Annotated in this window: 23 protein-coding genes and 1 other annotated feature; of the genes, 16 read left to right on the top strand and 7 right to left on the bottom strand. The window is 38.0% G+C overall.

Going from position 1 to position 26550, the window contains the following annotated elements:
- Positions 1-14: 14 nt before the first annotated feature.
- From SLH51_RS06450 to murC, 6 genes are all read left to right on the top strand, one after another.
- Positions 15-338 (top strand): thioredoxin family protein, encoded by a 324-nt coding sequence (locus SLH51_RS06450; protein ID WP_335960035.1) that lies wholly within the window; start codon positions 15-17, stop codon positions 336-338.
- Positions 339-591: 253 nt separating this feature from the next.
- Positions 592-1386, top strand: coding sequence for a DUF1444 domain-containing protein (locus tag SLH51_RS06445; protein ID WP_335960033.1), 795 nt, complete (start codon positions 592-594; stop codon positions 1384-1386).
- A 138-nt stretch (positions 1387-1524) separates the two neighbouring features.
- Positions 1525-1659, top strand: coding sequence for a hypothetical protein (locus SLH51_RS06440; RefSeq protein ID WP_335960032.1), 135 nt, complete (start codon positions 1525-1527; stop codon positions 1657-1659).
- A gap of 233 nt (positions 1660-1892) precedes the next feature.
- On the top strand, positions 1893-4580 hold the full coding sequence (locus SLH51_RS06435; protein ID WP_335960031.1) for a DNA translocase FtsK: 2688 nt from the start codon (positions 1893-1895) through the stop codon (positions 4578-4580).
- Positions 4581-4692: 112 nt separating this feature from the next.
- Positions 4693-5790, top strand: a complete 1098-nt coding sequence (locus SLH51_RS06430) for a nicotinate phosphoribosyltransferase (protein WP_335960030.1) — start codon at positions 4693-4695, stop codon at positions 5788-5790.
- 294 nt (positions 5791-6084) lie between these two features.
- The gene (murC, locus tag SLH51_RS06425) at positions 6085-7380 is read left to right on the top strand and encodes a UDP-N-acetylmuramate--L-alanine ligase (protein ID WP_335960028.1); all 1296 of its coding nucleotides are present in this window, start codon (positions 6085-6087) and stop codon (positions 7378-7380) included.
- A 169-nt stretch (positions 7381-7549) separates the two neighbouring features.
- On the opposite strand, the gene SLH51_RS06420 is transcribed toward murC, so the two are convergent.
- A complete protein-coding gene (locus SLH51_RS06420; RefSeq protein WP_335960027.1) occupies positions 7550-8665 on the bottom strand; it encodes an aminopeptidase in 1116 nt (371 codons plus the stop codon).
- A gap of 186 nt (positions 8666-8851) precedes the next feature.
- Here SLH51_RS06420 and SLH51_RS06415 point away from each other — a divergent pair, with 186 nt between their 5' ends.
- The 7 genes from SLH51_RS06415 (at position 8852) to SLH51_RS06385 (ending at position 14242) form a co-directional block, all read left to right on the top strand.
- The gene (locus SLH51_RS06415) at positions 8852-9307 is read left to right on the top strand and encodes a DUF948 domain-containing protein (RefSeq protein ID WP_335960025.1); all 456 of its coding nucleotides are present in this window, start codon (positions 8852-8854) and stop codon (positions 9305-9307) included.
- Complete coding sequence (locus tag SLH51_RS06410) at positions 9297-9755, top strand: YtxH domain-containing protein (RefSeq protein WP_335960024.1); 459 nt, start codon at positions 9297-9299, stop codon at positions 9753-9755. Before SLH51_RS06415 ends, SLH51_RS06410 begins: the two co-directional genes overlap by 11 nt.
- A 293-nt stretch (positions 9756-10048) precedes the next feature.
- Complete coding sequence (locus tag SLH51_RS06405; protein WP_335960022.1) at positions 10049-11125, top strand: bifunctional 3-deoxy-7-phosphoheptulonate synthase/chorismate mutase; 1077 nt, start codon at positions 10049-10051, stop codon at positions 11123-11125.
- Between the two features lie 230 nt (positions 11126-11355).
- Complete coding sequence (ccpA, locus tag SLH51_RS06400; RefSeq protein WP_335960020.1) at positions 11356-12354, top strand: catabolite control protein A; 999 nt, start codon at positions 11356-11358, stop codon at positions 12352-12354.
- A gap of 120 nt (positions 12355-12474) precedes the next feature.
- On the top strand, positions 12475-12714 hold the full coding sequence (locus tag SLH51_RS06395) for a MotA/TolQ/ExbB proton channel family protein (RefSeq protein WP_335960019.1): 240 nt from the start codon (positions 12475-12477) through the stop codon (positions 12712-12714).
- Between the two features lie 215 nt (positions 12715-12929).
- Positions 12930-13397 carry an OmpA family protein gene (locus SLH51_RS06390; protein WP_335960017.1) on the top strand — a complete coding sequence of 156 codons (468 nt, stop codon included), beginning with the start codon at positions 12930-12932 and terminating at the stop codon, positions 13395-13397.
- Between the two features lie 146 nt (positions 13398-13543).
- Positions 13544-14242, top strand: coding sequence for a 5'-methylthioadenosine/adenosylhomocysteine nucleosidase (locus tag SLH51_RS06385; protein ID WP_335960015.1), 699 nt, complete (start codon positions 13544-13546; stop codon positions 14240-14242).
- A 57-nt stretch (positions 14243-14299) separates the two neighbouring features.
- Here the strand turns inward: SLH51_RS06385 and SLH51_RS06380 are convergent, their stop codons facing one another.
- Genes SLH51_RS06380 through SLH51_RS06370 form a run of 3 tightly spaced genes read right to left on the bottom strand, consistent with a single transcriptional unit; the run spans position 14300 to position 16751 of the window.
- Positions 14300-15463 carry an acetoin utilization protein AcuC gene (locus SLH51_RS06380; protein ID WP_335960136.1) on the bottom strand — a complete coding sequence of 388 codons (1164 nt, stop codon included), beginning with the start codon at positions 15461-15463 and terminating at the stop codon, positions 14300-14302.
- Positions 15463-16104, bottom strand: a complete 642-nt coding sequence (locus SLH51_RS06375) for an acetoin utilization AcuB family protein (protein ID WP_335960013.1) — start codon at positions 16102-16104, stop codon at positions 15463-15465. The genes SLH51_RS06380 and SLH51_RS06375 overlap by 1 nt, the downstream gene beginning before the upstream one ends.
- Positions 16105-16118: 14 nt before the next feature.
- Entirely contained in the window at positions 16119-16751 is a 633-nt protein-coding gene (locus tag SLH51_RS06370) for an N-acetyltransferase (RefSeq protein ID WP_335960012.1), read from the bottom strand.
- 231 nt (positions 16752-16982) lie between these two features.
- Here SLH51_RS06370 and acsA point away from each other — a divergent pair, with 231 nt between their 5' ends.
- Complete coding sequence (gene acsA, locus SLH51_RS06365; RefSeq protein WP_335960011.1) at positions 16983-18698, top strand: acetate--CoA ligase; 1716 nt, start codon at positions 16983-16985, stop codon at positions 18696-18698.
- A gap of 118 nt (positions 18699-18816) precedes the next feature.
- Here acsA and SLH51_RS06360 read toward each other — a convergent pair whose 3' ends face one another.
- Positions 18817-21651, bottom strand: a complete 2835-nt coding sequence (locus SLH51_RS06360; protein WP_335960010.1) for a transglycosylase domain-containing protein — start codon at positions 21649-21651, stop codon at positions 18817-18819.
- 121 nt (positions 21652-21772) lie between these two features.
- Positions 21773-21987 (top strand) — a binding site (T-box leader).
- A 150-nt stretch (positions 21988-22137) separates the two neighbouring features.
- On the opposite strand from SLH51_RS06360, the gene tyrS reads away from it, so the two are divergent.
- Complete coding sequence (gene tyrS / locus SLH51_RS06355) at positions 22138-23379, top strand: tyrosine--tRNA ligase (protein ID WP_335960134.1); 1242 nt, start codon at positions 22138-22140, stop codon at positions 23377-23379.
- A gap of 355 nt (positions 23380-23734) precedes the next feature.
- Here the strand turns inward: tyrS and rpsD are convergent, their stop codons facing one another.
- Positions 23735-24337, bottom strand: coding sequence for a 30S ribosomal protein S4 (gene rpsD, locus SLH51_RS06350; RefSeq protein WP_335960008.1), 603 nt, complete (start codon positions 24335-24337; stop codon positions 23735-23737).
- A 523-nt stretch (positions 24338-24860) separates the two neighbouring features.
- Between rpsD and refZ the strand changes: the two genes are divergently transcribed.
- Positions 24861-25514 (top strand): forespore capture DNA-binding protein RefZ, encoded by a 654-nt coding sequence (refZ, locus tag SLH51_RS06345; protein ID WP_335960007.1) that lies wholly within the window; start codon positions 24861-24863, stop codon positions 25512-25514.
- On the opposite strand, the gene hisJ is transcribed toward refZ, so the two are convergent.
- The gene (gene hisJ / locus SLH51_RS06340; protein ID WP_335960005.1) at positions 25506-26336 is read right to left on the bottom strand and encodes a histidinol-phosphatase HisJ; all 831 of its coding nucleotides are present in this window, start codon (positions 26334-26336) and stop codon (positions 25506-25508) included. The two genes, refZ and hisJ, sit on opposite strands and share 9 nt — an antisense overlap.
- Positions 26337-26550: the final 214 nt, after the last annotated feature.

The raw sequence follows: 26550 nt of genomic DNA, 5'->3' as shown, positions 1-26550 counted from the left end.
GGGAGAGTGTTCAAATGGAAAAAATTCAAAGTATTGAACAATTTAAGGAACTAGCAAGCAAAGAGTCTGCGGTCTTTATGTTTTCAGCGGATTGGTGCCCGGATTGTAAAATAATTGAACCAGTTTTACCAAGAATTGAAGCTGATTTTCCTAGTTTTTCTTTTTATTATCTTGACCGTGATCAGTTTATTGATTTATGTGCAGAGCTTGACATTTTTGGTATTCCAAGCTTTCTTGCCTATGTGAATGGACAAGAAGTTGAGCGTTTCGTTAGCAAGGATCGCAAGTCTCAAGAGGAAATTGAAGCTTTTTTAAGTAAGGCAGAAGCTCATATTTAACCTGAAGGATGGTCACTCAATTTAGTTGGGTGGCTTTTTCTATCTAGAACGAACCGAAAATGTCTTCCTCTTGACGTTGCGATCTCTTCTCTTTAACAGTTACATAATTATTACTTTTCTAATGCGCTGTTCTTTTTAAAAGAACAGCGGGAGGATAGTCGACTTAAAAAGCATTGTAGTGAGCTCAGTTTTTCTAATTTGGTTCGTGTTTTTGTTTCTGCTAGAATAGATAGTTGAAGGAGAGGATCATTTTATGGAAATGAGACAGTTTCGCAAAGAGATTGAACAAAGACTTACAAGGGATGGTTGGACCATTATCTATGATCATAAGGAATCTACTTTACGTATAGAAGACAATGAAATAAAAAAGGGGGTTACTCTGTCACTTAAACCACTTCTTGCAAAATGGGAACGAAAAGAGTTTGGATCCATTGATGAGGTTGTTCGGTATGTCGAAGTAGGACTAGAAGCAATGAAAAATCAGCCAAATCTTACAGGGAATGAAAAACGAATTTACCCTGTGATACGTGCTACGTCTTTTCCAACAGAAACAAAAGAAGGCAATGCTTTATTATTCGATGAGCACACTGCTGAAACGCGTGTTTATTATGTAATTGACTTAGGTGAGTCGTATACATTGATTCAAGAAACGATGTTAGAAGGTACGGCATTTACAGAGGAAAAAATTCGCGAAATAGCACTGTTTAATGTACGATCGTTACCGCAACCATTAAAAGAGGATACAGTTGCAGGAAATAGGTTCTTTTTCTTACGGGCAAAAGATGGGTTTGATGCAAGTCGAATTTTAGACCAATCTTTGTTAGAAAAGATGGAAAAGCAAGCAACGGGGCAATTAGCTGTTGCCGTTCCTCACCAAGATGTTCTGATATTTGCTGATATCGTTAATGAACGAGGGTATGATGTTTTAGCACAACTTGCTCTCCAATTCTTTGGAGAGGGACGTGTTCCTGTGACAGCACTTCCATTTTTATATGACAATGGTGAATTAGAACCGACTTTTATTTTGGCCCAAAGAAAACCTAAATAACTTCTGTAATAGGTTGTTCTAATTTGAAAAAGGGACAATGGTCCCTTTTTCAAACAACCTTTTTAAGACCCGCCATACAAAGTTTCATTATGGTACAATAAAAAGAGTAAAAGAGAGTGATAAAAGGAGACTGTAACAATGAATGTGTTATACAATAATGAAAGAGTTGGTGAGACGTTACTCTTAAAAATAAAGGACATTGACTTTAAACGACGGGACGAAAAGATAAGCGATCTTGCTCATATATTTGATAATGAAACTAGTACTCGATGACTCTTATGAGGTTTGTGCAACGTTCAAATAAACATGAAGAAAGAGGTTGACTTAAAACCAACATTTCTATCCCATTTATAGACAAGCAATCATATTTAGTGATTGTGATATATGTGAGGTATAGGAAAGGGGTTGACTCATAGACAAGCTTCTGAGTCGGTCTACTGGTTTTTAAGTCAACCTCTTTCCCTCATTACGTTTGGAAAGAAAATGAGAGAAAGAGAGTGGTATAAATGGGGACACTGAATCGCTGGATGAAGAGACTTCAACAATTTTTTGGTGGAGAGTATAGCGAGGAAACACAAGTAGTACAAAATCGAAAGATAGAAACACCTAGATACGAATCAATTTCAACAAAAAAACAGGAAAGTCAATCTCGAGTTGTTTATCATTATCCGAAAAATGGAAAATTTCGATTTCCAGTGATTGAAGATGCACCTAAGCGGCATAAAGACAATCAAAAGTTTCAAGCTCAAGGGAAAAAAGTAGTTATTAAGTCTGATAGCAAGAAAAAAGACATCAGTAGTAAGAAAGTCAACCATGAGACGCCTGTTTCTAAGCCGAGATTTTCAAACTCCGATTTTAAATTAACGGCTATCCCTTCCCCTGTTTATGGATTTAGAGAGAGAGAAACAGCCAAAAGCAAATTGGGTGACAATTTATCGATTCTCCCTTTTGAAAAGAGAGAGGAAGAGAGACCAAAAAGTAGTAAACCTCCAATCCAGAAAAATGGATTAGAAGTCTTTGAGGAACAAACCAGTGGTACCAAACGGTTATCTAAGAAAAGCGATCTCCTTTTCGGAGAACAGACTGGCCTAATCTCTAAACCCGAAGATCCAATAAATACACTTGAAGTCCAACCGATTCATTCGATTGAAGGAGAGGCTAGCTATAAAGAGGTAAAATCGTTCAATGTACCTGCTATACTAGAAGAAGCTTTGACTTTAGACAAACAAGATTTGCAAGAAATAGGTAATGAAACAGAAGAAGAGAAAGTACGTGAACACGCGGAACCAACAGAAGAAGAGGAAGTACTTGAATACACAGAAGAAATAGTAGAAGAGGAAATACATGAACATGCGGAAGCAATAGAAGAAGAGAAAGTACGTGAACACGCGGAAGAAACAGGAGAAGAGGAAGTACTTGAATACACAGAAGAAACAGTAGAAGAGGAAATACATGAACATGCGGAAGCAACAGGAGAAGAGGAAGTACTTGAATACACAGAAGAATCAGAAGAAGAGGAAGTATACGAGCTAGCGGAAGAAACATTGAAAAACGAAGAACTTGAGAGTAGGAAGGAGAGAGGAAAAGAAAAAGGACCTAATGCCTCTAAACACTCTCAATCTATTGAACATAATAAAGAGTCGGCAATATCGATTCAACCTACTACAGAACAAAAGAAAACGAGTAAACCTGCTGTTCCTTTTAATGTAATGATGCTTCCTCAAGACAAAGCTCAGAAAAAGCAACTTCAATCAGCACCGATACAAAAAAGCTCAACTTATTCGTTTCCGAATATTCAGTTATTGAATTATCCTGCATTACAAGAAAAGGATGAAACGGATTGGTTGGATGAACAAGGTGCTATTTTAGAAGAAACATTACAAAGTTTCCATGTTGATGCGAAAGTCGTTCATGTCACAAAGGGACCTTCTGTCACTCGATTTGAAGTTCAACCAGGACGAGGGGTGAAGGTGACGAAAATAACGGGTCTATCCGATGATATGAAACTCGCATTAGCTGCAAAAGACATACGTATTGAAGCTCCTATACCTGGGAAAAACACCATTGGTATAGAAGTGCCTAATAGAGAATCTACTCCTGTTTTTTTACGTGAAATTTTGCGTCGTGGTACATTTGTTCGTTCAACGTCACCTTTAACGGTTGCACTTGGCCTCGATATTTCCGGACAACCAATTGTAACTGATTTACAGAAAATGCCTCATGGACTCGTAGCTGGAGCAACAGGATCTGGTAAAAGTGTTTGCATCAATTCTGTTTTGATTAGTCTTCTGTTTAAAGCAAGTCCTGATGTTGTAAAGTTAATGTTGATTGATCCTAAGATGGTAGAGTTAGCCCCTTATAATGGACTTCCGCATCTAGTTACACCTGTAATAACAGATGCGAAACAAGCAACAGCTGCACTTAAATGGGTCGTTCTTGAAATGGAAAGAAGATATGAGTTGTTTAGTCAAAAAGGGTGTCGCGATGTTGGTCGATACAATGAAATTTATTCAGAGTCATCAGAAAAACCTGAACTTCCATACATTTTAGTTGTGATCGATGAGTTAGCTGACTTAATGATGGTTTCACCACAAGAAGTAGAGGATTCAATCTGTCGAATTGCTCAAAAAGCAAGAGCTTGTGGAATTCATTTACTATTAGCTACGCAGCGTCCCTCAGTAGATGTTATTACAGGATTAATTAAAGCAAATATTCCAACGAGAATTGCATTTTCTGTGTCATCACAAACCGATTCTAGAACGATTTTAGATATGGGTGGAGCGGAGAGATTGTTAGGTAAGGGTGATATGTTATTCCATGAAAATGGCACTCCAAAGCCTGTACGTGTTCAAGGTACATTTGTATCTGATGAGGAGATTGAAGATGTTGTTGCCTATGTGAAAAAGCAAAGAGAACCTGAATATTTATTACAAACAGACCAGCTAAAATCAGTTGCTCATGAAGAAGTTGATGATGAACATTTTGAAGAAGCTTGTTATTATGTAATTGACCAAGGCTCAGCATCAGCTTCAAGTTTGCAAAGAAAGTTTAGAGTAGGCTATAACCGAGCAGCTAGATTAATTGATATGATGGAAGATCGTGGAATTGTCTCTCAAGCGATGGGAAGTAAGCCACGGCACGTACTTGTTGATGAAATTTCTATTGAAGAAATTCTCTATCATAAAGAAGGGTAATTTTCATCATTCATAATTTACCTTGTTTTCAAGTGAAAGGTTCTATATGATAAAAAGATAAAAACTTTGCCTATTCTACTATTGAAGGGTTCGACACAAGGAGTTTAGATGGATGAAGGAAATTACACGGAAATTAAATGGAGAAATTAAACGTTTAACGAACGAAACATTTAAATTTGATGAACGTGTTGAAGAGGGATGGTTCTCTGCCGTTTATTTTCTGAAAACAAAAGAGATCGTTGAGAAGTATCGACCAAACAATATAGTAACAATGCAATTTTTCCAAAAAGAACATGCAGTTTTATGTGGTACGGATGAGGTTATTGCGTTAATTCGCACGTTTGCTCGAGACTCAAGCAATCTCGAAATAAGATCGTTAGAAGACGGCGATAAAATTAAACCGTTTGAAACGGTCTTAACCATAACAGGAAAATATGAGGATTTTGGTTATTTAGAAGGGTTAATTGATGGCGTTTTTGCTAGACGTACATCTGTTGCTACGAATGTGTATAATGTGGCAAAAGCAGCAAGATGGTCTGGTGTTCAAAAGCCTATTATTTTTATGGGTGACCGTGATGATCATTTCACCCAACAATCAGGTGACGGATATGCGGCATTTATTGGCGGTTCAAAAGCACAAGCGACCCATGCGATGAACGAGTGGTGGGGCAAAAAAGGAATGGGGACAATGCCACACGCGCTCATTCAACTATTTCAAGGTGATGTTGTAGCTGCAACACGTGCTTATAAGGAAACGTACCCTGAAGACGATCTTATGGCCCTAGTTGATTATAACAATGATGTTATTACTGACTCTTTGAAAGTAGCTCGTGAATTTGGATCTGACTTAATGGGTGTTCGTGTAGATACATCTAGGACAATGGTTGATCAGTTTTTTTGTCGGAAACCAGAGATCATGGGTTCGTTTGATCCAAGGGGAGCAAATCCATCCTTACTCTTTGCGCTACGTGAAGCGTTGGATCAAGAAGGATTTAATCATGTTAAAATTATAGCAACAGGTGGTTTTAACGATAAACGTATAAGAGAATATGAAGAAGCAGGTGTCCCTGTAGATATCTATGGGGTTGGGGGAAGTTTATTGAAATTAAACATTGGGTTTACTGGAGATAACGTCCTGTTAAATGGCAACCATGAAGCGAAAGCTGGGCGACGCTTTCGTGATAACCCTAGGTTGCAAATAGTAGATTAACATGAAGACCTACTGGCTTCAGTAGGTCTTTTCTCAATGTTATGTCATATACTATTGGGTGAGACAGAAGAACGGCTTAATTGGTGAAAGCGTCGTTTTCTGATATAATGGGTCAATGCCTCTTTAGGGCAGTTTTTTATGAAACGGAAGTTGGAAACGCTGAGGAATTACTTGATATCGCTTTGAACGATTATGTGATTCACGTATAAATATACATGCGGTCTTTCACTTTTTAACGTAATGATATTGACTCATTGGACGCAAGAAAACCATGTGAATTTTGGAGGTCCAACTATGACAAATTTCCATTTTATCGGAATAAAAGGGTCAGGAATGAGTGCTCTGGCTCAAGTATTACATGATATGAAAAAACAGGTTCAAGGATCTGATGTGGAGAAACAATTTTTCACACAGCGACCGCTTGAACAAAAGGGCATTACTTTATTACCATTTGAAAGAAACAATATTAAAAGTGATCAGCAAGTCATTGTATCAGCTGCCTATGGGGATGATCATGAAGAAGTCCAACGAGCGCATGAATTAGGGCTCGATGTAAAGAAATATCCAACATTTCTAGGGGAGTTTATTCAAAAATTTACGAGTGTAGCTGTAACAGGTTCACACGGAAAAACGTCAACAACTGGTTTGTTATCTCATGTGCTAGGTTCTGCTTTTCCTACATCGTATTTAATTGGTGACGGTACTGGAAAAGGAGAAGAGGATTCAACGTATTTTGTGTTTGAAGCATGTGAATATCGTCGTCATTTCTTAAACTACAAGCCTGATTATTGTATTATGACAAATGTAGATTTTGATCATCCTGATTACTTCAAAGATGTTCAAGATGTTTTCTCAGCTTTTCAAGAAATGGCCATGCAAGTAAAGAAGGCAATTGTTGCTTGTGGTGATGATGAGCATTTGCAAGAAATTCATGCCAATGTTCCAGTCGTTTATTATGGTTTTGCTGAGGATAATGACTTTCAAGCGAGAAATGTTGAAACAACTAATGAGGGTACTCAATTTGATGTATTTGTACGTAATAGTTTATACGGTTCCTTTACCATTCCTGGATATGGAAGACACAATGTCTTAAATGCTCTTGCAGTTATTGCACTTTGTCATTATGAAAACGTGTCTGCTGAAGTGGTTGCGGAGCATTTAAAAACGTTTAAAGGGGTCAAACGCCGCTTTACGGAAAAAACGATTGAAAAGCAAGTGTTAATTGATGATTATGCCCATCATCCTACAGAGATTGCTGCGACAATTGAAGCGACAAAGCAAAAATATCCAGATTTAAATGTTGTTGCGATATTTCAACCTCATACATTTACAAGAACGAAAACATTCTTAAAAGAATTTGCAGAGTCACTTAAAAAAGCAGATTATGTTTATTTGTGTGATATTTTTGGGTCCGCTAGAGAGAATGCAGGGTCATTAACAATTGCTGATCTTCAAGACTTAATTCCAAAAGCAAAAGTTATTACAGAGGAAGCCATTGCTGTTTTGAAAAATCATGAAGATAGTGTCCTATTATTTATGGGAGCTGGAGACATTCAAAAGTTTCAACAAGCATATGAACAAACATTGTAGAACAACAAAAAAAGACAACCATGGTTGTCTTTTTTTGTTGTTCTACTCGTTTATTTCAAAGGGGCTGGTCAAAAGACATATAAATAGCGGCAATGGCTCCGCAAGCTGCGCGCCTTTTATGAGCAACCCGCTCATAAAAGGCTTAAAATAAGGCAGCAGCTCCGCTCGTTTATTTTAAATTCTCAGGATTTAATGACTCTAGTTCTGGAGGAATGAAGCGACCATCTTTTCGAATTAGGACCTCATCAAAATAAATTTCGCCCCCACCATACTCAGGACGTTGAATCATGACAATATCCCAGTGAATGCTTGAATCGTTTCCATTTGATGCTTCCTCATAGCATTGGCCTGGTGTAAAGTGAAAGCTTCCATCAATTTTCTCATCAAAGAGGATGTCCTTCATCGGGTGTTGAATATATGGATTAACTCCAATGGCAAATTCTCCAATATATCTAGCACCAACATCTGTATCTAGGATTTTATTAATTCTCTCGTTATCGTTTGCGGTTGCTTTGACAATTTTTCCATTTTCAAATGTAAAAGATATATTATCGAATGTGAAGCCTTGATATGGAGACGGGGTGTTATATGTAATCGTTCCATTAATAGATTCACGAACAGGAGCCGTATACACTTCACCGTCTGGGATGTTTCGTTTCCCTGCACATTTGACTGAAGGGATATCCTTGATAGAGAAGGTTAAGTCAGTTCCGGGTCCTTTTAACTGGATTTTGTCCGTCCGGTCTAACAACGCGACAAGTGAATCCATAGCTTGATCCATTTTTCGGTAGTCTAAATTACATACGTTAAAGTAAAAGTCTTCGAATGCTTCAGTACTCGTATTAGCGAGTTGAGCCATAGATGAGCTCGGATAACGTAAGACAACCCATTTTGTTTTCGGTACACGAATTTCTCGGTGTACCTTTGTTCCAACTGTTTTTCCATGTAGAGCTATTTTGTCACTTGGCACATCAGCTAGTTCTGAAATATTATCGCCAGCACGTAAACCGATATATGCATCCATTTCACTCATGACTTGAGTTTCAAAAGAAGCCATCATTGAAAGTTGATTTTCTTGGGCGCCCATTAGTAAAGAACGATCCACTTGATGATCTTTTAATAATACAAAAGGATACCCTCCTGCGTTGTACGCTTCCTGGACAAGTGCTGTAACAAGCTCTCGTTGCAGTCCGAAATTTTCTATTAGAACTTTTTCTCCTTGTTTTAATTCAACCGAATATGTTATTAAATTTTTTGCAAGTGTTTGAATTCTTGGATCTCTCATTTACTATTCCTCCTTCAACGTTCACAATCTTATTGTATACGATAAGAATAAAACTTAACAGTATGTGAGAAAAGAAGCAGGATATGAAGATGTTTTCTCGAATTAGTTTATATACATGGTTTAAGAAATCGTTATAATGGGTATTCAGATTGTATACTGGTTGATTAAAGGGGGTGAAGACCAGAAATGGAAAGTTTGTTGTACATAAGTGCATTAGTAGCTGCAGTTGCTTTTGCAGTGTTAGTTATATATTTAGTACGCACATTAAAGTCTGCTAATCGTACACTAGAGCATGTAGCCAATACAATGGCAGGTCTTGAGCAACAAGTACATGGAATTACAAAAGAGACAGAAGAACTCTTACACCGTACGAATCGCTTAGCTGATGATCTTCAAGAGAAATCGGAATCATTAAATACCGTATTTTCATCAGTTAAAGAATTAGGTGATTCTGTTGGGCAAGTCAATAAATCATTAAGACATGTGTCCAATACGGTCTCAACTCAAGTTGTTAAGCAGTCAGATCAAATTGCAAAGGCCGTACAATGGGGCAATGTTGCAATTGATTTATATTCAAAATTTAAACAGAAAAAAGATCAAAGTTCAAACGAATCGAAGGAGGAGAAAGGCTATGAGCGATAAGAATAGTATGAACACAAAGGATTTTATCATTGGATCATTAATTGGGGGAATTGTTGGGGCTTCTGCAGCACTGTTTTTAGCTCCTAAGTCAGGTAAAGAACTTCGTAGTGATCTTAATGAACAAGCACAAGTGGCACGTGATAAGACAAATCAATTTACGTCAACGGCTTATGATAAAGGAAATGAATGGGCAACTTACGCAAAAGAGAAATCAACATCTATTGCGAAGGTCGTTTCAGATCAATCGGCACAAGTTGTTGATAAAGTTAAAGAGGCAACTTCAAACTTAAAAGCCGAAGCTGAAGATACTCAAGAATCAGCAGAAGAGATCGTAGAAGATTTAGCTGGTGAGGCTCAAGAGTCTGGAGAAGAAATTGTAGAAACCGTTAAACAAGAAGTGGATGATATTCAAGCGAAAGTTGAATTGGAAAAAGCTAAAAGTCATTAAAGTTAATCTTCACTTTTCTATTATATTTTAAAGAGTCTGTCCCCTCTAGGTCGTGGGACAGACTCTTTATGTTTCCCTTATGCGTAAATATTATCACACCTTCATAGTTGTATTTTACTAGGAAAAAATTAATAAGTAAGATAATTCCACAAATACTTTAACGCTTAAAAGCTTAAAAGCTTAAAAGCTTAAAAGCTTAAAAGCGATAAAGAAAAAAGTAGTGACATTCTCAGAATTTTCATTTATAATGAATCTTAACTAAAAAGAAGCAAGTAAAAAGGGAGTGGAGAATAGTGAGTAATGATAAATTAGATGTGTTGAGATCAGAATTAGACGAGGTGAACCTTAAGCTTCTTGAAGTAATCAATGAGCGCGCTCGTCTTGTGCAAGAAATTGGAAAAGTGAAAAGCACGCAAGGGGTAAATAGATTCGATCCAGTTAGAGAGCGTAGTATGCTTGATCATATTGCTGAACATAACAAAGGACCGTTCGAAACATCAACATTGCAACATTTATTTAAACAAATCTTCAAAGCTAGCCTTGAGCTTCAAGAAGAAGACAATAGCAAAGCATTACTTGTATCCCGTAAAAAGCATCCAGATAATACGGTGGTTGATCTTAAAGGTGTCATGATGGGTGATGGTACTCAACGCCTTGTAATGGGACCATGTGCGGTTGAGAGCTATGAGCAAGTATTTACAGTTGCAAAAGCGTTAAAAGAACGTGGGATTAGATTATTGCGCGGGGGAGCATTTAAACCACGTACATCTCCTTATGATTTCCAAGGTTTAGGTGTTGAAGGGTTACAAATTTTAAAGAAGGTTGCTGATGAATTAGATATGGTTGTCATCAGTGAAATTGTTAACCCTTCTGATCTAGATCTTGCGCTCGAATATCTAGATGTTATTCAAATTGGGGCTCGTAACATGCATAACTTTGAACTTCTAAAAGCTGCTGGTGCACTCGATAAACCAGTTTTATTAAAGCGAGGTTTATCTGCAACCATTGCAGAGTTTATACATGCAGCTGAGTATGTTGTATCAAAAGGGAACAACAACCTCATGTTATGTGAACGTGGAATTCGAACATACGAAACAGCTACTAGAAACACATTAGATATTTCAGCTGTTCCAATTTTAAAACAAGAAACTCACTTACCAGTGTTAGTTGATGTGACTCACTCAACGGGACGTCGTGATTTATTGCTTCCTACTGCAAAAGCAGCTCTAGCAATTGGTGCCGATGCGGTAATGGCTGAAGTACATCCAGATCCAGCGGTAGCTTTATCTGATTCAGCTCAGCAAATGGATATTCCGCAATTTAACAAATTCATTGATGATCTACAAGCTTCAGGTTTATATAAAGGCTAATTAATAATCAAGTTTCATGAGGATCTGTCCCCGCATTTTAGGGGATAGATCCTTTCTTTTTTCCGATAATTTGTTGATTTCAGCAATTATCCAGTAAAATACTATGAAAAAATTCAAAAGGTTGTCGATATAAGTAGTGTAGAACATTGCGGACCTCTTCATAGTATCGTATGATAACAATACAATATGAAAACGATTAGAATCATTTTCAATAATAGAGGAGGATCCTAGTGAATACAACAATTTATGATGTAGCAAGAGAAGCAGGAGTGTCAATGGCGACCGTATCTCGTGTCGTTAATGGAAACCCTAATGTTAAGCCAGCAACAAGAAAGAAAGTACTAGAAGCCATTGAAAGGTTGGGTTATCGTCCGAATGCTGTTGCTAGAGGACTAGCCAGCAAAAAAACAACGACAGTAGGTGTCATTATCCCTGATATATCGAGTATTTTCTTTGCTGAGTTAGCTCGTGGGATTGAAGACATTGCAACAATGTATAAGTACAATATTATCCTGTGTAACTCTGATCAGAATCAAGACAAAGAGATTCACCTTTTAAATACGCTTCTTGAAAAGCAGGTCGACGGAATTGTTTTTATGGGAGGGCATATTACAGAGGAACATGTAGAGCAGTTTAAACGTTCTCCGGTACCTGTTGTATTAGCAGCTACACTTGATGCAAATAGTGAAATTCCTTCAGTGAATATTGACTATAGACAAGCTGTTCATGACGCTATTACGACATTAATCGAGAAGGGCCACAATCGTATTGGAATGCTGTCAGGGACATTAGATGATCCGGTTAATGGCTATCAAAAGTTCTTAGGGTATAGGGAGGCAATAGAAGGTGCAGGTCTTACGTTTGATGAGCAACTAGTTGTCATAGGTGATTACACTTATGACTCAGGTATTGAGGCAATGTCGTCATTTTTAGAATTAGAAGAAAAACCGACAGCTATCTTTGCGTCAACGGATGAAATGGCACTTGGGATTATTCATGGAGCACAAGATCAAGGGTATTCAATTCCGAATGATTTTGAAGTGTTAGGATTTGATAATACACGACTTGCAACAATGGTACGACCTACACTGTCGACTGTTGTTCAACCAATGTATGATATTGGTGCGGTATCCATGCGCTTACTAACGAAACTGATGAATAAAGAAGAAGTGAGTGACCATATCGTTGTGCTCCCACACCGTATAGAGTTTAGACAATCAACGAAATAATAGAGGGAAGCTTAAAATATCGGTACAGTTCACGAGGTTGTCTCATGAAGGGACCCTAAGGTCTTGAGTCAACCTTGTCTGATCTGTTACCTGAGAATAACCCTCTTTAGGGAGAGGATTATGAAAAAATTTGATATTATGACACCTGTCGGGATCATTTTAGGTGTTGTTGTCCTATTACTGGCCGTTTTTTCCAATTCAGGACCTTCTGGATTTATTTTCTTTATTCAGATCGCCTCGATTCTTATCGTAATAGGTGGACTTATTTCGGCTATCATTATTACGTTCTCTTTGGCGGAGTTGAAGATGATTCCTAAAGTGTTAGGTGAAGCATTTCGTACAGAGAAACATGATTTATAACAGTTAATTGATACATTTGTTGAGCTTTCTGGAAAAGCAAGACGTGAAGGGTTACTAGCACTTGAAGTTGGGTTAGATGAAGTGGAAGATCCGTTTATTAAAAAAGGTGTATTGCTTGCTGTAGATGGAATTGAGCCCCTGATGAAATACACGTTGATGAACGAAATGATTCTCTAAATGAAAGTGATTATGAGGAAAATGGCTTAGAAGTTGATATGGACAAGTTACTAAACGAAGTAACGGAATTTCTAGTAGATAATGAGTTAACAGAGCACATTTCTGCTACTCGTGATGAGCGTGGAGTCGTTCTTGTTTTGCAAGAAAGAACGTTGTTTGAATCAGCAGAGGCGGAATTACTTCCTGATGCAAAACCATTCTTAAGTAAAGTTGGTACTTTGCTCGTAGCAATTCCAAATTTCGTTAAAGTGGAAGGGCATACGGATAGCCGTCCGATTTCAACTTTTCGTTACCCATCAAACTGGGAGCTATCTGGTGCGCGTGCAAGTAGCGTAATACGCTTTTTAATTGGCACTCATCATCTTGAACCAAATAGATATATTGCGACTGGTTACGGAGACACTCGTCCCGTTGTTCCCAATACAACAACTGAAAATTTACAAATCAATCGAAGAGTAGTCATTGTTATTTCAGATCCTACTCATGACGACGGAGATACGTTTTAAAGTGACTGCAACATTTTTGTCTCAAGTAAGGAGATAGGCTAATGTGAGAGCTAGTGAAGCTTTTGCTTGAAGGCTATTTTGATTTTTGCTGGAGGTAGATTGTAGCGTAATGTCGCTTTTTTTTATTTTAAGTGGGAGGTTACAACATGAAGTATGGAATTATCGGAGCAATGAACGAAGAAATTGAACGTATGAAAACGGAAATGACAGTGAAAAAGACACATCGATATGCGTCAGTTACATTTTATGAAGGAACAATGCATGGAAAGGGGATGATCCTTTGTAAATGTGGAGTAGGGAAGGTGAATGCGGCAATGACCAGTCAATTACTAATCGATAAGTTTGCGACGACTCATATTTTATTTACTGGAGTGGCTGGAGCGGTAGATGAAACATTGAATGTTGGCGATCTCGTTATTTCAACAAGTGCGATGCAACATGATATTGATGTGACGGCATTAGGATTTAAGAAAGGCCAAATTCCTTATTTTGAAGGATCTTCCGATTTTCAGGCAGACAAAAGTCTTATTGAAATCGCAACTGCGGTAGCTAAGGAATCAACAAATCGCCATATATTACAAGGGAGAATTGTTAGTGGTGATCAATTTATATCGAACCAAGACTACGTTGAAACACTACGTGAAGACTTTGATGCAGCTTGTGTTGAAATGGAAGGGGCTGCTGTTGCTCAAGTTGCTTCGATGAATGAAGTACCTTTTGTCATTATTCGTTCGATGTCAGATAAAGCAAATGGTGAGGCATCAATGAGTTTCAATGAATTTACCGAGCTTGCTAGTGAACAATCACATTTACTTGTGTCGAACATTTTAAAGCATACAAACTAAATGTGTAATGGAGAATGTCTCAGGTGATTAGACCAATTGAGACATCCTCAAATTTGATTACCTATTCATTTCATTTCGAATATGATATAGCGCTTTTTCTAATGTTTTCTTGTTTTTTTCGGTGATCTCAGGCTTTCTTGGGATGTTTGGCACTATTTTTCCATCATCCCACATTGTTGGTAATTCGCCTTGGGCTTGTTCTTTCCATTTTGCCAGCCAGTCATTTGGAAGGAACTGCTCCAAATAACTAGTTTGGTTGGTCATTGTTAGCCAGATATATGCCCAAGCACGAGGAACAACACGCCAAATATCATAGCCACCCCCACCAACTGCAATCCAACGACCATTGCAATATTGATGAGCAAGTTTGTGAGCTAATTCCGGAATCCTTTTATATGTCTTAAAGGTTGAACAAAGATGAGTAAGCGGGTCAAAATGATGAGCATCGGCACCGTTCTGAGTAAGAATGACATCTGGTTTAAAAAATTCAATAACCTCTCGAAAAGAAGTTTCATACACCTCTAAAAATGAATCATCTTCTGTGAACGCATCAACAGGTACATTGATTGAAAACCCGTATCCTTTTCCAGCTCCTTTTTCATGTACTTGGCCAGTTCCTGGAAAGAGATAGCGCCCTGTTTCGTGAATACTTAATGTACAGACATCTGGGTCGTCATAGAAAGCCCATTGTACGCCATCACCATGATGTGCGTCTGTGTCTACGTATAAAACACGAGCTCCGTATTTTTGCTTCATGTATTCAATCGCGATAGAACTGTCGTTGTAAATACAAAAACCTGAAGCTTTTCCTTTAAAACCGTGATGAAGCCCTCCTCCAAGGTGCAGGGCATGGTTAGCGCGTCCCTGCATGACTTCATCGACTGCTGTTAATGTTCCACCTACTAACAAAGCTGCTGCTTCATGCATTTGATTGAAAATAGGAGTATCGTCCGTGCCTAAACCGTAATTAGCGGCAATTGCTTCATTTAACTTGCCTTGTCCTGCTAATTGAACAGCCTTAATATATGCTTCGTCATGTATTAAGGCAATCTCTTCATCTGTAGCTATTCGAGGAGGAAGAATGAACTCTTCGCTTAGTACATCAACACTTTTTAATAAATCGTACGTAAGTTGTAATCGTAAATGATTAAAAGGGTGTTTATCATTAAATCGGTAGGATAATTGTTCATTAGAAAAGATAAAAACCGCATCTTTTTTCATCATAACATTCCAGGCTCACTTGGCCATATAACATCATATCCCTTTTCCTCAATTACTTTCACAACTTTACGAGGGTCAATTGTCTGCACCCGGAACACAAGTACTTTAAAAGCAGGGTCTAAATGGGGATATACAAGTACACTTGTAATATTTACTTTTAAATCTTTAAAAATAGCAGCGATGTCTGATAGTTTCCCAGTAATGTTTTCGACTTTTACTTCAATGTGCGAACTAGGTTGGTGGGCTCCCATCAATTCAACCAATGTGTGTAGCATGTCAGTTTCAGTAACAATACCTACTAATTTATCACCATCCAAGATTGGTAAACAACCAATGTGGTGTTCGTAAAAAAGCGTGGACACTTCTTCAACAAAATCAAGTGGGTGTGCTGTAATGACATGTTTCTTCATAATAGAAGAAATCGGTTTCAAGAAATCCTCCAAATGATCTGTAAAGTGAAAAATAGAAGGACTAGCATCTCTAATATCACTATCAGAAACAATCCCAACTAATTCTTTTTGTTCATTTACAATAGGAATGTGCCGAATTTGATGAAGTTCTAACAGCTGCATCGCCTCTTTAATGGTAGACGATTCAATAACGGTAATGACATCACGTTTCATAATTTGTTCAATAATCATTGTAAACACCACCTTTAGTACATAAATCTATTTTGAAAGCGAAGTTGATCAAATTGTTGGATTGAATCCGTGTTAACCCTTTTTCCGATGCGAGCCATTAAACAGTTTGCAGGATGGGAGCAAATTTCGGGATCATCTGTAGCAAACCATTCTAATCCACCAGCATTCATCATCTTTTCCATTATTTTTCTATAGCCCCAAACGTCTAACCCGCTTCCTTTTAAATCCCAGTGCCAATAATATTCTGTTGTAATGATAATATAATCTTCCATAGCATTATCTTTCATAGAAAATCTGAGTAAGTTTTTTCCAATCTGTGCACCGCGGTATTGAAGTGCAATCTCAATGGCCCCTAGTTCAATAAGGTCAACCATTTTTCCTTCTGACCAACGTTCCATTGGGTCGGGGTAAAGAAAAGTAACGTATCCGACAATCATGTTTCCATCACGCACAACATTGATTCTACCCTCGGGTAAATCGGCTATTCCTAGTAAAGCTTCTTTTTGTTGTTTTGGGGGACGAAAGGCAACAAGGCCTGTATGAAAGTCATACGAATGCAACGATTCTGAAGAAATAGGCCCTTCTAAGATTAGAGTGCGTCCTTTAAAAGGAACTTCTATAGAATAATATGTCTTTTCATGAATCATAATTATGTAACCACCTTTTTCAGTAGCCGCTTCAGCCGATTTCCGTTTCATTATACATGATGAAAGACCGATGTAGCCTTTTCGTCAATGATTTGTCAAAAATAAGACCAGATTCTATATTTTTAACAAAAATTCAATAAATTACCTTATAGGTAAAATTTGAAATTGATATAATATTCTGTATGTATTATACTATAAAGTGTAAATACATAAAAGAGAGGAAGATGTATTATGAATATGCAAGCGCTTCCATCTGTAAAAGGAAACCATAATTTAGTGAGCTATGAAGAGACTGCTCAGTCTTTTGATTGGAAGACAACGGAAGCACAGTTTTCGTGGAGTGAAACAGGGAAAGTTAATCTTGCTTATGAAGCAATTGACCGGCATGCAAAAGGAGAGAAAGCAGAAAAAGTAGCACTCTATTATAGTGATGCAAAACGCGAAGAACAATATACATTTAGTGATATGAAAAGTTATTCTAATAAAGCTGGGAATGTTCTTCGAGATGCGGGGGTAGAAAAAGGCGATCGAGTATTCATCTTTATGCCACGCTCTCCTGAACTTTATTTTTCGGTTCTTGGTGCCATTAAAGTGGGTGCGATTGTCGGTCCATTATTTGAAGCATTTATGGAAGGCGCTGTACGGGATCGTTTAGAAGACAGCGAAGCAAAAGTACTTATCACAACCCCAGCCCTTTTAGAGCGTGTGCCAGTTGATGACCTACCTAATTTAGAGACAGTATTCATTGTCGATGAGTCATATGAAGAGAATGGTTCATATTTGAATTTACTAACTCGTTTAAATAGTGCAAGTGAAGAGTTTGAAATCGAGTGGGTTGATCGTGAGGATGGTTTAATTCTTCACTATACTTCTGGTTCGACAGGGAAACCGAAAGGAGTTTTGCATGTTCATAATGCAATGATTCAACATTATCAAACTGCCAAATGGGTATTAGATTTAAAGGACGATGATGTCTATTGGTGCACAGCAGATCCAGGCTGGGTAACAGGAACGTCATATGGTATTTTTGGTCCTTGGTTAGTTGGGGTATCAAATGTCATACGAGGTGGCCGTTTTAGTCCGCAAGATTGGTATGAAACGTTAGAGCGCTATCAAGTTTCAGTTTGGTATAGTGCACCAACAGCTTTTAGAATGTTAATGAGTGCGGGTGATGAGGTTGTTAAGAAGTATGATCTTTCAAACCTTCGTCATATGCTAAGTGTTGGTGAACCTCTTAACCCTGAAGTAGTTCGGTGGGGAAAGAAGGTATTTGACCTCCGTATTCACGATACATGGTGGATGACAGAAACAGGAGCACAAGTTATTTGTAACTATCCAGCGATGGAAGTTCGTCCTGGTTCTATGGGAAAACCTATACCGGGCATTAAGGCAGCGATTATTGATGATAAAGGCAACGAGCTACCTCCTAACAGAATGGGGAATTTGGCTATTGAAAAAGGATGGCCCTCAATGATGCGTTCTGTTTGGAAAAATGAAGAAAAATACAACAGCTATTTTGAAATAGACGGATGGTATGTTTCAGGAGATTCTGCTTACATGGATGAAGATGGATACTTCTGGTTCCAAGGCCGTATTGATGACGTCATTATGACTTCTGGTGAACGTGTAGGTCCATTTGAAGTAGAAAGCAAGCTTGTCGAACATCCTGCTGTTGCAGAAGCAGGAGTGATAGGAAAGCCTGACCCTGTAAGAGGGGAAATAATTAAAGCATTTGTAGCCCTTCGTGATGGATATGAAATCACGGAGGAATTAAAAGAAGATATTCGTAACTTTGTAAAAAAAGGTCTCGCAGCGCATGCAGCACCACGTGAAATTGAGTTTAGAGAAAAACTTCCGAAAACTCGTAGTGGTAAAATTATGAGACGGGTATTAAAAGCATGGGAATTAGATTTACCAACAGGTGATCTGTCTACGATGGAAGATTAGTTCAGTAATGTCCAAAAAGGATCTGTCTCTAAAGTTGAGTCAGATCCTTTTTGAGTAAGACTAAGACTAGTTTAGGAAAAATGGTCAGCCTTCATGCAGATAAGGCTGACCATTATAATTAATCCACATCCTCTTCTTCGTCTTCTTTTTCTTCCTCGTTATTAGCCTCATTCTCGTCTTCTTCAGGATCAGGCTCAGGATCAGGCTCAGGATCAGGCTCAGGCTCAGGCTCAGGCTCAGGATCAGGCTCAGGTTCAGGATCAGATGCATAGTTAGATCCTTCTGCAAATGAAGAAGCTGATGATTCCCGTCCTTCAGAATCGACGGCTGTTACATAATAAGAGTAAGAGTCATTATTGACCGTAAAGCTCGTGCTTTCATTTCCTTTTACATGATTATATAACTTATAATCTGTACTTCCGTTTGCAGCTCTGTAGATACGATACCCAACAATATCGTTGTCGGAATGCTTTGACCATGAGAGCGTATTGCCATTTAATCCGATTCCTGATACGACATCAGGTTTGCGACCGTTATTTGGAGCTTTTTCATCGGTAATTAAGTTTTTCATATTATCAGGTAGATAACGAGAAATGTCACTAATGTTCCAAAAGTCGTCTGAGACCATGACACCTTCTTCAGTAAACTCTGAAGGTGTAGAGGAGAGAGCTAAATAGTTCTTTCCATTTATCGTAACATAACGAGCGTTGTCTAGGCTGTCATCAGTCTTAGAAGGAACAAATTTCGAGTTAAATAAATCTGTTGTTACGAGTCCAGCATCTTGACATATTTTAGATGGAAGCAAACCAGTTAGGCTACAAATAGAGCGTGAGACAATTCCGTCTGGTCTTGCAAAGCGTTCGCTAGGAGCCATTAAACTTGGTTGCTCTTTGTAGGCAGCATTCGCAAGATTAGCCCATATTTGTTGTGTTCTTGGCCCGTACCTTAATCCATTAACAGTGGTAGAAATTTGTTCACTCTGATCGTAGCCAATCCACACGCCTAATGTTACATTTGGATTCGTTGCGACAAACCAGGAATCACGAGTATTACTTGATGTACCAGTTTTTCCTGCCCAGTCTGCAGAAAAGCTCAATCTGCCTGGTAGAGAACTAGCGGTCCCGCCCGCTTTTAATACATCTCGTAACATATCAATCGTTAAATAGGCTGTTTGTGGACTGAAAACATCTTCCTCAATCGGTTTGTGTTCATAAATTATTTCTCCACCAGGTGTTTCAATTCGATTAATTAAATACGACTCAACATATTTTCCACCATTCGCAAAGGTAGCGTATGCATTCGTATTTTGTTCTACTGTGACGCGAGGAGCGCCAAGGGCAGCTGATTCAAATGGTTCACCTTCATATTCCATTTGAAATCCTAATTTTAGAAACGTTTCACTTAACTGCTCATGTGGTACCATCTGAAAGGCCCGAACTGCTGGGACATTACGAGAACGAGCGAGTGACTGTCGAACGGACAATAATCCTTGATGCCCATGATCAAAGTTTGAGATAGGACCTCCACCTGTGTAATTATGTGGTGTATCTGGGACTACAATTCCAGGTTGGACAGCTCCAATTTCCATAGCAGGCGCATACGCAAGCAGTGGTTTCATAGTTGAACCATTCTGTCTGTACGCTCGTGTGGCACGATTGAACTCTCTGCCATAAACTTCCTCACGCCCACCAACAAAGCCTTTAATCGCACCAGTATGGTTTTCAATTAAGACAGCGCCTACTTCTTCTTGTTGACCATTTTTCTCCGGACCAAAAAGGTGATCTGTTTTTACAGCTTCTTGCATAGCTGTATAAATGCCTTCATCTATTGTTGTATGAATTCTGTATCCGCTGCTTCGTAATTCTGTTGCAGCATCTTCACGATAACGAGATAGTAATTCGACTTTCTCATCTTCTGTTAGCTCTTTAAGATCATTGTCACTAGCAAGCAATTTTTGCTCTGCTAAAACATCCGCTGCTCGACGTAATACCTCATTCGTTAAATAAGGATACTTCTCAATCGATGCAGTTGTTGGTTCTGGGAAATGCTCACGAATGTCATACGCTAGTGCTTCCTCATATTCTTCTTGTGTAATAAATTTAGCATCTAGCATTCTTGATAGAACCGTTCTCATTCGGTTTAAGCCAGGATCTAAGTTCTCTTTAATTTCACCACCGGGTAAGAATGGGGTATATCCAAATGGACTTTGTGGCAAACCGGCAATATAGGCTGCTTGCGGAATGGAAAGTTCACTAGCTTCGACACCAAAAATTCCTCTTGCAGCAGCTTGAACACCAGCGATTTGTCGTCCTGATGCATTTCGACCAAATGGAACAATGTTTAAATATGCTTCTAAGATTTCATCTTTATCAAGAAACTGCTCTAAGCGCATCGCAAGGAGAATTTCTGTTGCTTTCCTGTCAAATGAAACTTCGTTAGTTAAGATTTGATTTTTAATTAATTGCTGTGTTAATGTACTTCCTCCTGTTTGAAGAGTGGAATTCGCAAATTCCTGAAAGGTTGCACGCATAATTGCTTTAGGGACAACCCCTTCATGTTCATAAAAATATTCATCTTCTGTAGCAATGATTGCGTTTTTTAAATGCTTAGAGATGTCGTCTAAAGCAACTTGATGCCTTTCTATATCAGAAGGCAACTCACCTAAATAGACATCGTCAGCAAAAAATACTTGACTCGTCTCTTCATAGTCATAAATTTGTGTACGCATTTCATCGGCCGTACGAAGCGGTTCGTCTTTTACTAATGCAGCAAAATAACCTGCAGCCGTTCCACCTAAGAAAAAGAGCGACATACAACCAACAATTAAACAAATAAGAAATAGATTCCAAAACACTTGGTATGTAATGCCGATTCTACGGAATACTTTTAATTCATGCAATTTTTTTGGAAACCTTTTGAGTTTCTCTATTAATGTTGAAACGTTATTTTTCATAGCAAACCTCCCATATATCAGTAAATATTATATCATATGGTGTCGATTGGTGATATGGTTTAAAGTCAATTGACAATGTAAGAAACATATGGTAAAAACATTTTAGAACAATAAGTGAATATGAAATGCGAAGAATGATGAAAGTAGTCCCTGCTTCCCTGTAAAAGAGAGCTAATGGTCGGTGTGAATTAGTACAAAGGTAGAGGATGAATTACAGTCAGGAGCTTTCTTTGTGATAAGCAAAGAACGGATAATACCGTTACATGAATGAAGTGGGAGGGAAGAATCTATTTCTTTTCTTCAACAAGGGTGGTATCGCGAGACCTCGTCCCTTTTTTAGGGGAGAGGTCTCTTTTTTTTATAAGTTCTGACTAGGTCTGACAGAACTGACGCGCAAAGAGAAAAACCTTGCAGTTTATAGATCAAAAAGATGGTTTTTCCTTTTTTGATTGACTCGACTAGAATATAGAAAATGAGGTATGGATGATGGAAAAAGAGATGAAGTTAACAGAAGCGCAACAAGCAGAAGTAGAAAAACAGTTAGACTATTTGCAACGAGGGGTTGTTGAAATTGTTCCGGAGGCTGATTTCAGAAAAAAAATTGAAAAATCAGTAGTAACAGGAAAACCTCTTAAAATTAAGCTTGGTATGGACCCATCAGCACCAGATGTTCATATTGGTCATACGGTTCCGCTTCATAAGCTTCGTCAGTTTCAAGAATTAGGACATGAAATTCAAATGTTAATTGGTGATTTTACTGGTCGAATCGGAGACCCAACTGGAAAATCAGAAACACGTAAGCAATTAACGGATGAGGAAGTGAAGAGGAACGCGGAAACGTATGTTGAGCAATATGGAAAAGTGCTCGACATGGATAAAGTAACGATCTATTATAACTCTGAATGGTTAAAGCCACTTCAATTTGAAGATGTTGTGAAGCTTGCTGCTAATATGACAGTGGCTAGAATGTTAGAACGAGATGACTTTGAGAAACGTTATAAGTCAGGTCAACCGATTTCTGTACATGAGTTTTTCTACCCTCTGATGCAAGGGTATGATTCAGTGGCACTTGATACGGATATTGAAGTGGGTGGAACGGATCAGAAATTTAATCTTCTGATGGGAAGAACGCTACAAGACGCTTATGGAAAAGAGAAGCAAGTTGCAATGACGTTGCCCCTTATTGAAGGTCTTGATGGCGAAAGAAAGATGTCTAAATCGTTAAATAATTATATTGGAATCGATGAAGACCCTAATGAAATTTTCGGCAAATCTATGTCTATTCCAGATGAGTTAATGATTAAATACTACAAATTAGCTACTGACTTACCAATGGAAGAAATTGAGAAGCTTGAAGCAGATTTGAAAGAGGGAAGAGTTCATCCACGAGATGCGAAAATGAACTTAGGAGCTAGGTTTGTTGAGATGTACCATAGTAAAGAAGCTGCTGATGAGGCAAAGAATTATTTTCAAACTGTTTTTCAAAAACGTGCACTTCCTACAGATATTCCTGAAACAAAGTGGGAGGGCGACTCAGCAATATGGATCGTTGATTTACTCGTTGAATTAAAGATGCTCAGTTCTAAAGGCGAAGCGAGAAGAATGATCCAAAATGGCGGTGTGAAGATCAACGAAGAAAAAGTGGAAGATGTACAGTTGCAGGTGGATATGAAAGAAGATCTGATTCTTCAAGTTGGAAAACGTAAATTTATGAAAGTAACAAAATAAATAAAGTCGAGAGGTAAGACTAAGTAAGTCCGATAATATTTGAGAACACGAGAATTAGTATAGGGGAATCAAGTGTATAACCACCTAAGTTATACACTTGTTTTTTTTACCGTTATATTAGTTCAATGATACCCAAGCAGAGAGGAAATAAGCGAACGCGGGAAAAAATTGAGCTTTTATGAACATATTCTTAATATAGTTTAGATACTAATACATATAGACTCGAATCACTTTGATGAATCCCTTTTTATATGTTTGCTCTACACTTAGATTAAGATTCTCGACTTTTTTATAAAAGTCATTCTTAAGAAAAGGAAAAAAGCCAGTCCAATAGACTGACTTTTTTCTGTAAGACTTAACGTGAATAGAATTCAACGATAAGAGCTTCTGTGATTTCAGCAGGAAGTTCAGCACGTTCTGGAAGACGGCTGTAAGTTCCTTCTAAGCTTTCAGCATCGAATGTTACATAAGCTGGAACAAAATCCGTTCCTTCAAGAGATTCTTTGATGATAGCAAAGTTACGTGATTTTTCACGAACACCGATTGTTTGACCAGGCTTTACGCGGTAAGATGGAATATCAACGCGACTACCATCAACAAGAATATGACCATGGTTTACTAATTGGCGAGCAGCACGACGTGTGCGAGCAAGACCCATACGGTAAACTAAGTTATCAAGACGAGACTCAAGAAGAATCATGAAGTTCTCACCGTGAATACCAGGCATTTTACCAGCATCATCAAAGATACGACGGAATTGACGCTCATTAATTCCGAACATGTGACGAAGCTTTTGCTTTTCTTGTAGTTGTAAACCATATTCAGAAAGTTTCTTACGTTGTGTTGGACCGTGTTGCCCTGGAGCATACGGACGTTTTGCTAATTCTTTCCCCGTACCGCTTAGTGACATTCCTAAACGACGAGATAATTTCCAAGATGGACCTGTATAACGAGCCATAATTTGACTCCTCCTTGTTATTTTGATGTTGCAAAATAACAACCGCTTGGCAATCTCATACAATGTTCATTTTGCTTTCATGCATCTTCGCTTCGACAGCTAGAAGTTACACGATGCACCTCGATATGCAGCCGCACGAGGAACAAAATGGCTACCAATGTACGTTTACCTTGGCTGTCTTATTTCACACAAACACCATTATATGAATTTAAAAATGAAAAGTCAATAGTAACTAGAGATAACCCTTTTCTAAAGTTTATAACTTATTTTTCGCAAGTAGGAGTAAGCATAGTATAATTGGATATGGAAAGTAAATGAAGGTTTACCAATTAAATCTTTCGTGTACGGAACAGGCAGGGGAGTAAGTTGTACTAGAAGGAAGTTCAACCTAACCTTATTTGAAGGAAATACAAATGAAAAAATTGTTGAATAATAGAGGGGGTTTGTCGAGCGATTATTAGAGGAAAATGACTATCTTGGACGAAACAAATACTAGAGAAGGAAATGAAGGGGGACTACCACTATGAAGGAAACAAAAAAGGAAAAGATAATTGATGCTGCTGTACGACTCTTTCAAACGCAAGGTTATGATGGTACTTCTGTCCGTGATATTGCTAGTAAAGCGAACGTCAATGTTGCACTTGTCTCCTATCATTTTGGTGGAAAAAAAGGACTATACGAAGAACTAATGACTCAATTCCTTGAAGGGTATCTTAAAGTAATAAAAGGGGAAGTAGATAAGACGTTTGGCTCATGTAGAGATCAACTGTTGTCCTTAATTCATTCACTTCTTGAATATCAGTCTACGAATCATTTTGTAGCTAGAATGGTTCATCGCGAAATGACAATGGACTCTGTCTTAGTACGTGAACTAATGTCAACATACCTTAGAAAAGAAAAGCACGACCTAGAAGGCTTAATTCGTACTGGGATGAGAAGGGGAGAATTTAGAAAACAGGCGATTGATTTTGTTGTTATTCATATACGTACGATGATCATCATGCCGTATCAATCTCCCCACTATTTAAGTGAATTGTATCAAATTACTACAACCGAACCATATTTTATTGACAGATATATGAAACACATAAGACAGTGGGTTGATCTTTGCCTTTGTAAACATATGGAACTTAGTACGTCCACGTCTTATCTACTACCAAGGTCTATCTCACAATAATATTTGAGGTTTTTTAAGGCTCGCATTAGGCGAAAGTTGTTGATAACCGCTTAGCAAACTACTTGCTTGGTGTGCATCTGACCCATAAACTAATGGGATATCCAAGCTGATGGCTTGGTCAATAATGACGTTACTTGGATAGGGTTCCCTGCATAATGGTTTTATGCAACCAGCTCCATTGTAGTCGAGCTCATATCCTTTTTTCTTTATTTTTTTTAAAATATCCAATGTTTCATCAGTGAAAGGGGATGATATTGGGAATTTTTTATGAAATTTTCGTGCTAGTGTAATATGACCGATTCTTTTCGGGTGAAACGGACCTAAGTCTGTTTCAATAGATTTCGCTACAGTATCATAATAGAGCTTATAGACAGCTTCTACTGAACCTAACCTTACAATCGCATCACCAAATACCTCAGGACTATAATCAATACATAGATAATCAGAGGCAACCTTTAAGAAATGAACCGATAGAATGCTATCATCTAAAACCGGACCTACTTCGTTCAAAAAGTCAGATATCTCCTTTTCAAACCCTTCAATAAAATCTATTTCTAGCCCCAGATATACATTTAATTTTCCTTTGTAGAATTGCTTTATTGCTTGAACTTCCTTTATATAGTCTTCTAGAAATGCACGACTCATTGCACTATCCTTTTGTGGAGTTGGATCAACAAAAGATGGAGGCAGTGGTGCGTGCTCTGCAAAAGTAATACCTTGAATTTGATTTTCTATTGCCGCTTCACAGTATTTATGAAGAGAATCTTTACTACCATGGGGACAATAGGGACTATGTACATGACCATCATGTATAATAACCACTAAGTCTCACTCCTTTAAAAAATAATGGTGAATTTGAGAAAAAAACCGAGCATAAGTTCTATGCTTTTTACAAATATAGTACCTTTCTTTTTGGCTTAAACCAATCTAAAAAAAGCATACAAAGTAGCATTTTCATGGTATCATAATATTTATCAAAATCGTAAAAATCTTAGACAAATTTGTCAAAAATAGAGGGTTTTTGTTTTATATGCCG

The sequence above is a fragment of the Halalkalibacter kiskunsagensis genome, assembly GCF_037027555.1.
Classification (GTDB): Bacteria; Bacillota; Bacilli; order Bacillales; family Bacillaceae_D; genus Halalkalibacter; species Halalkalibacter kiskunsagensis.
The sequence above is the reverse complement of the archived record's forward strand: the minus strand, read 5'-3'. Positions and strand labels throughout refer to the sequence as shown.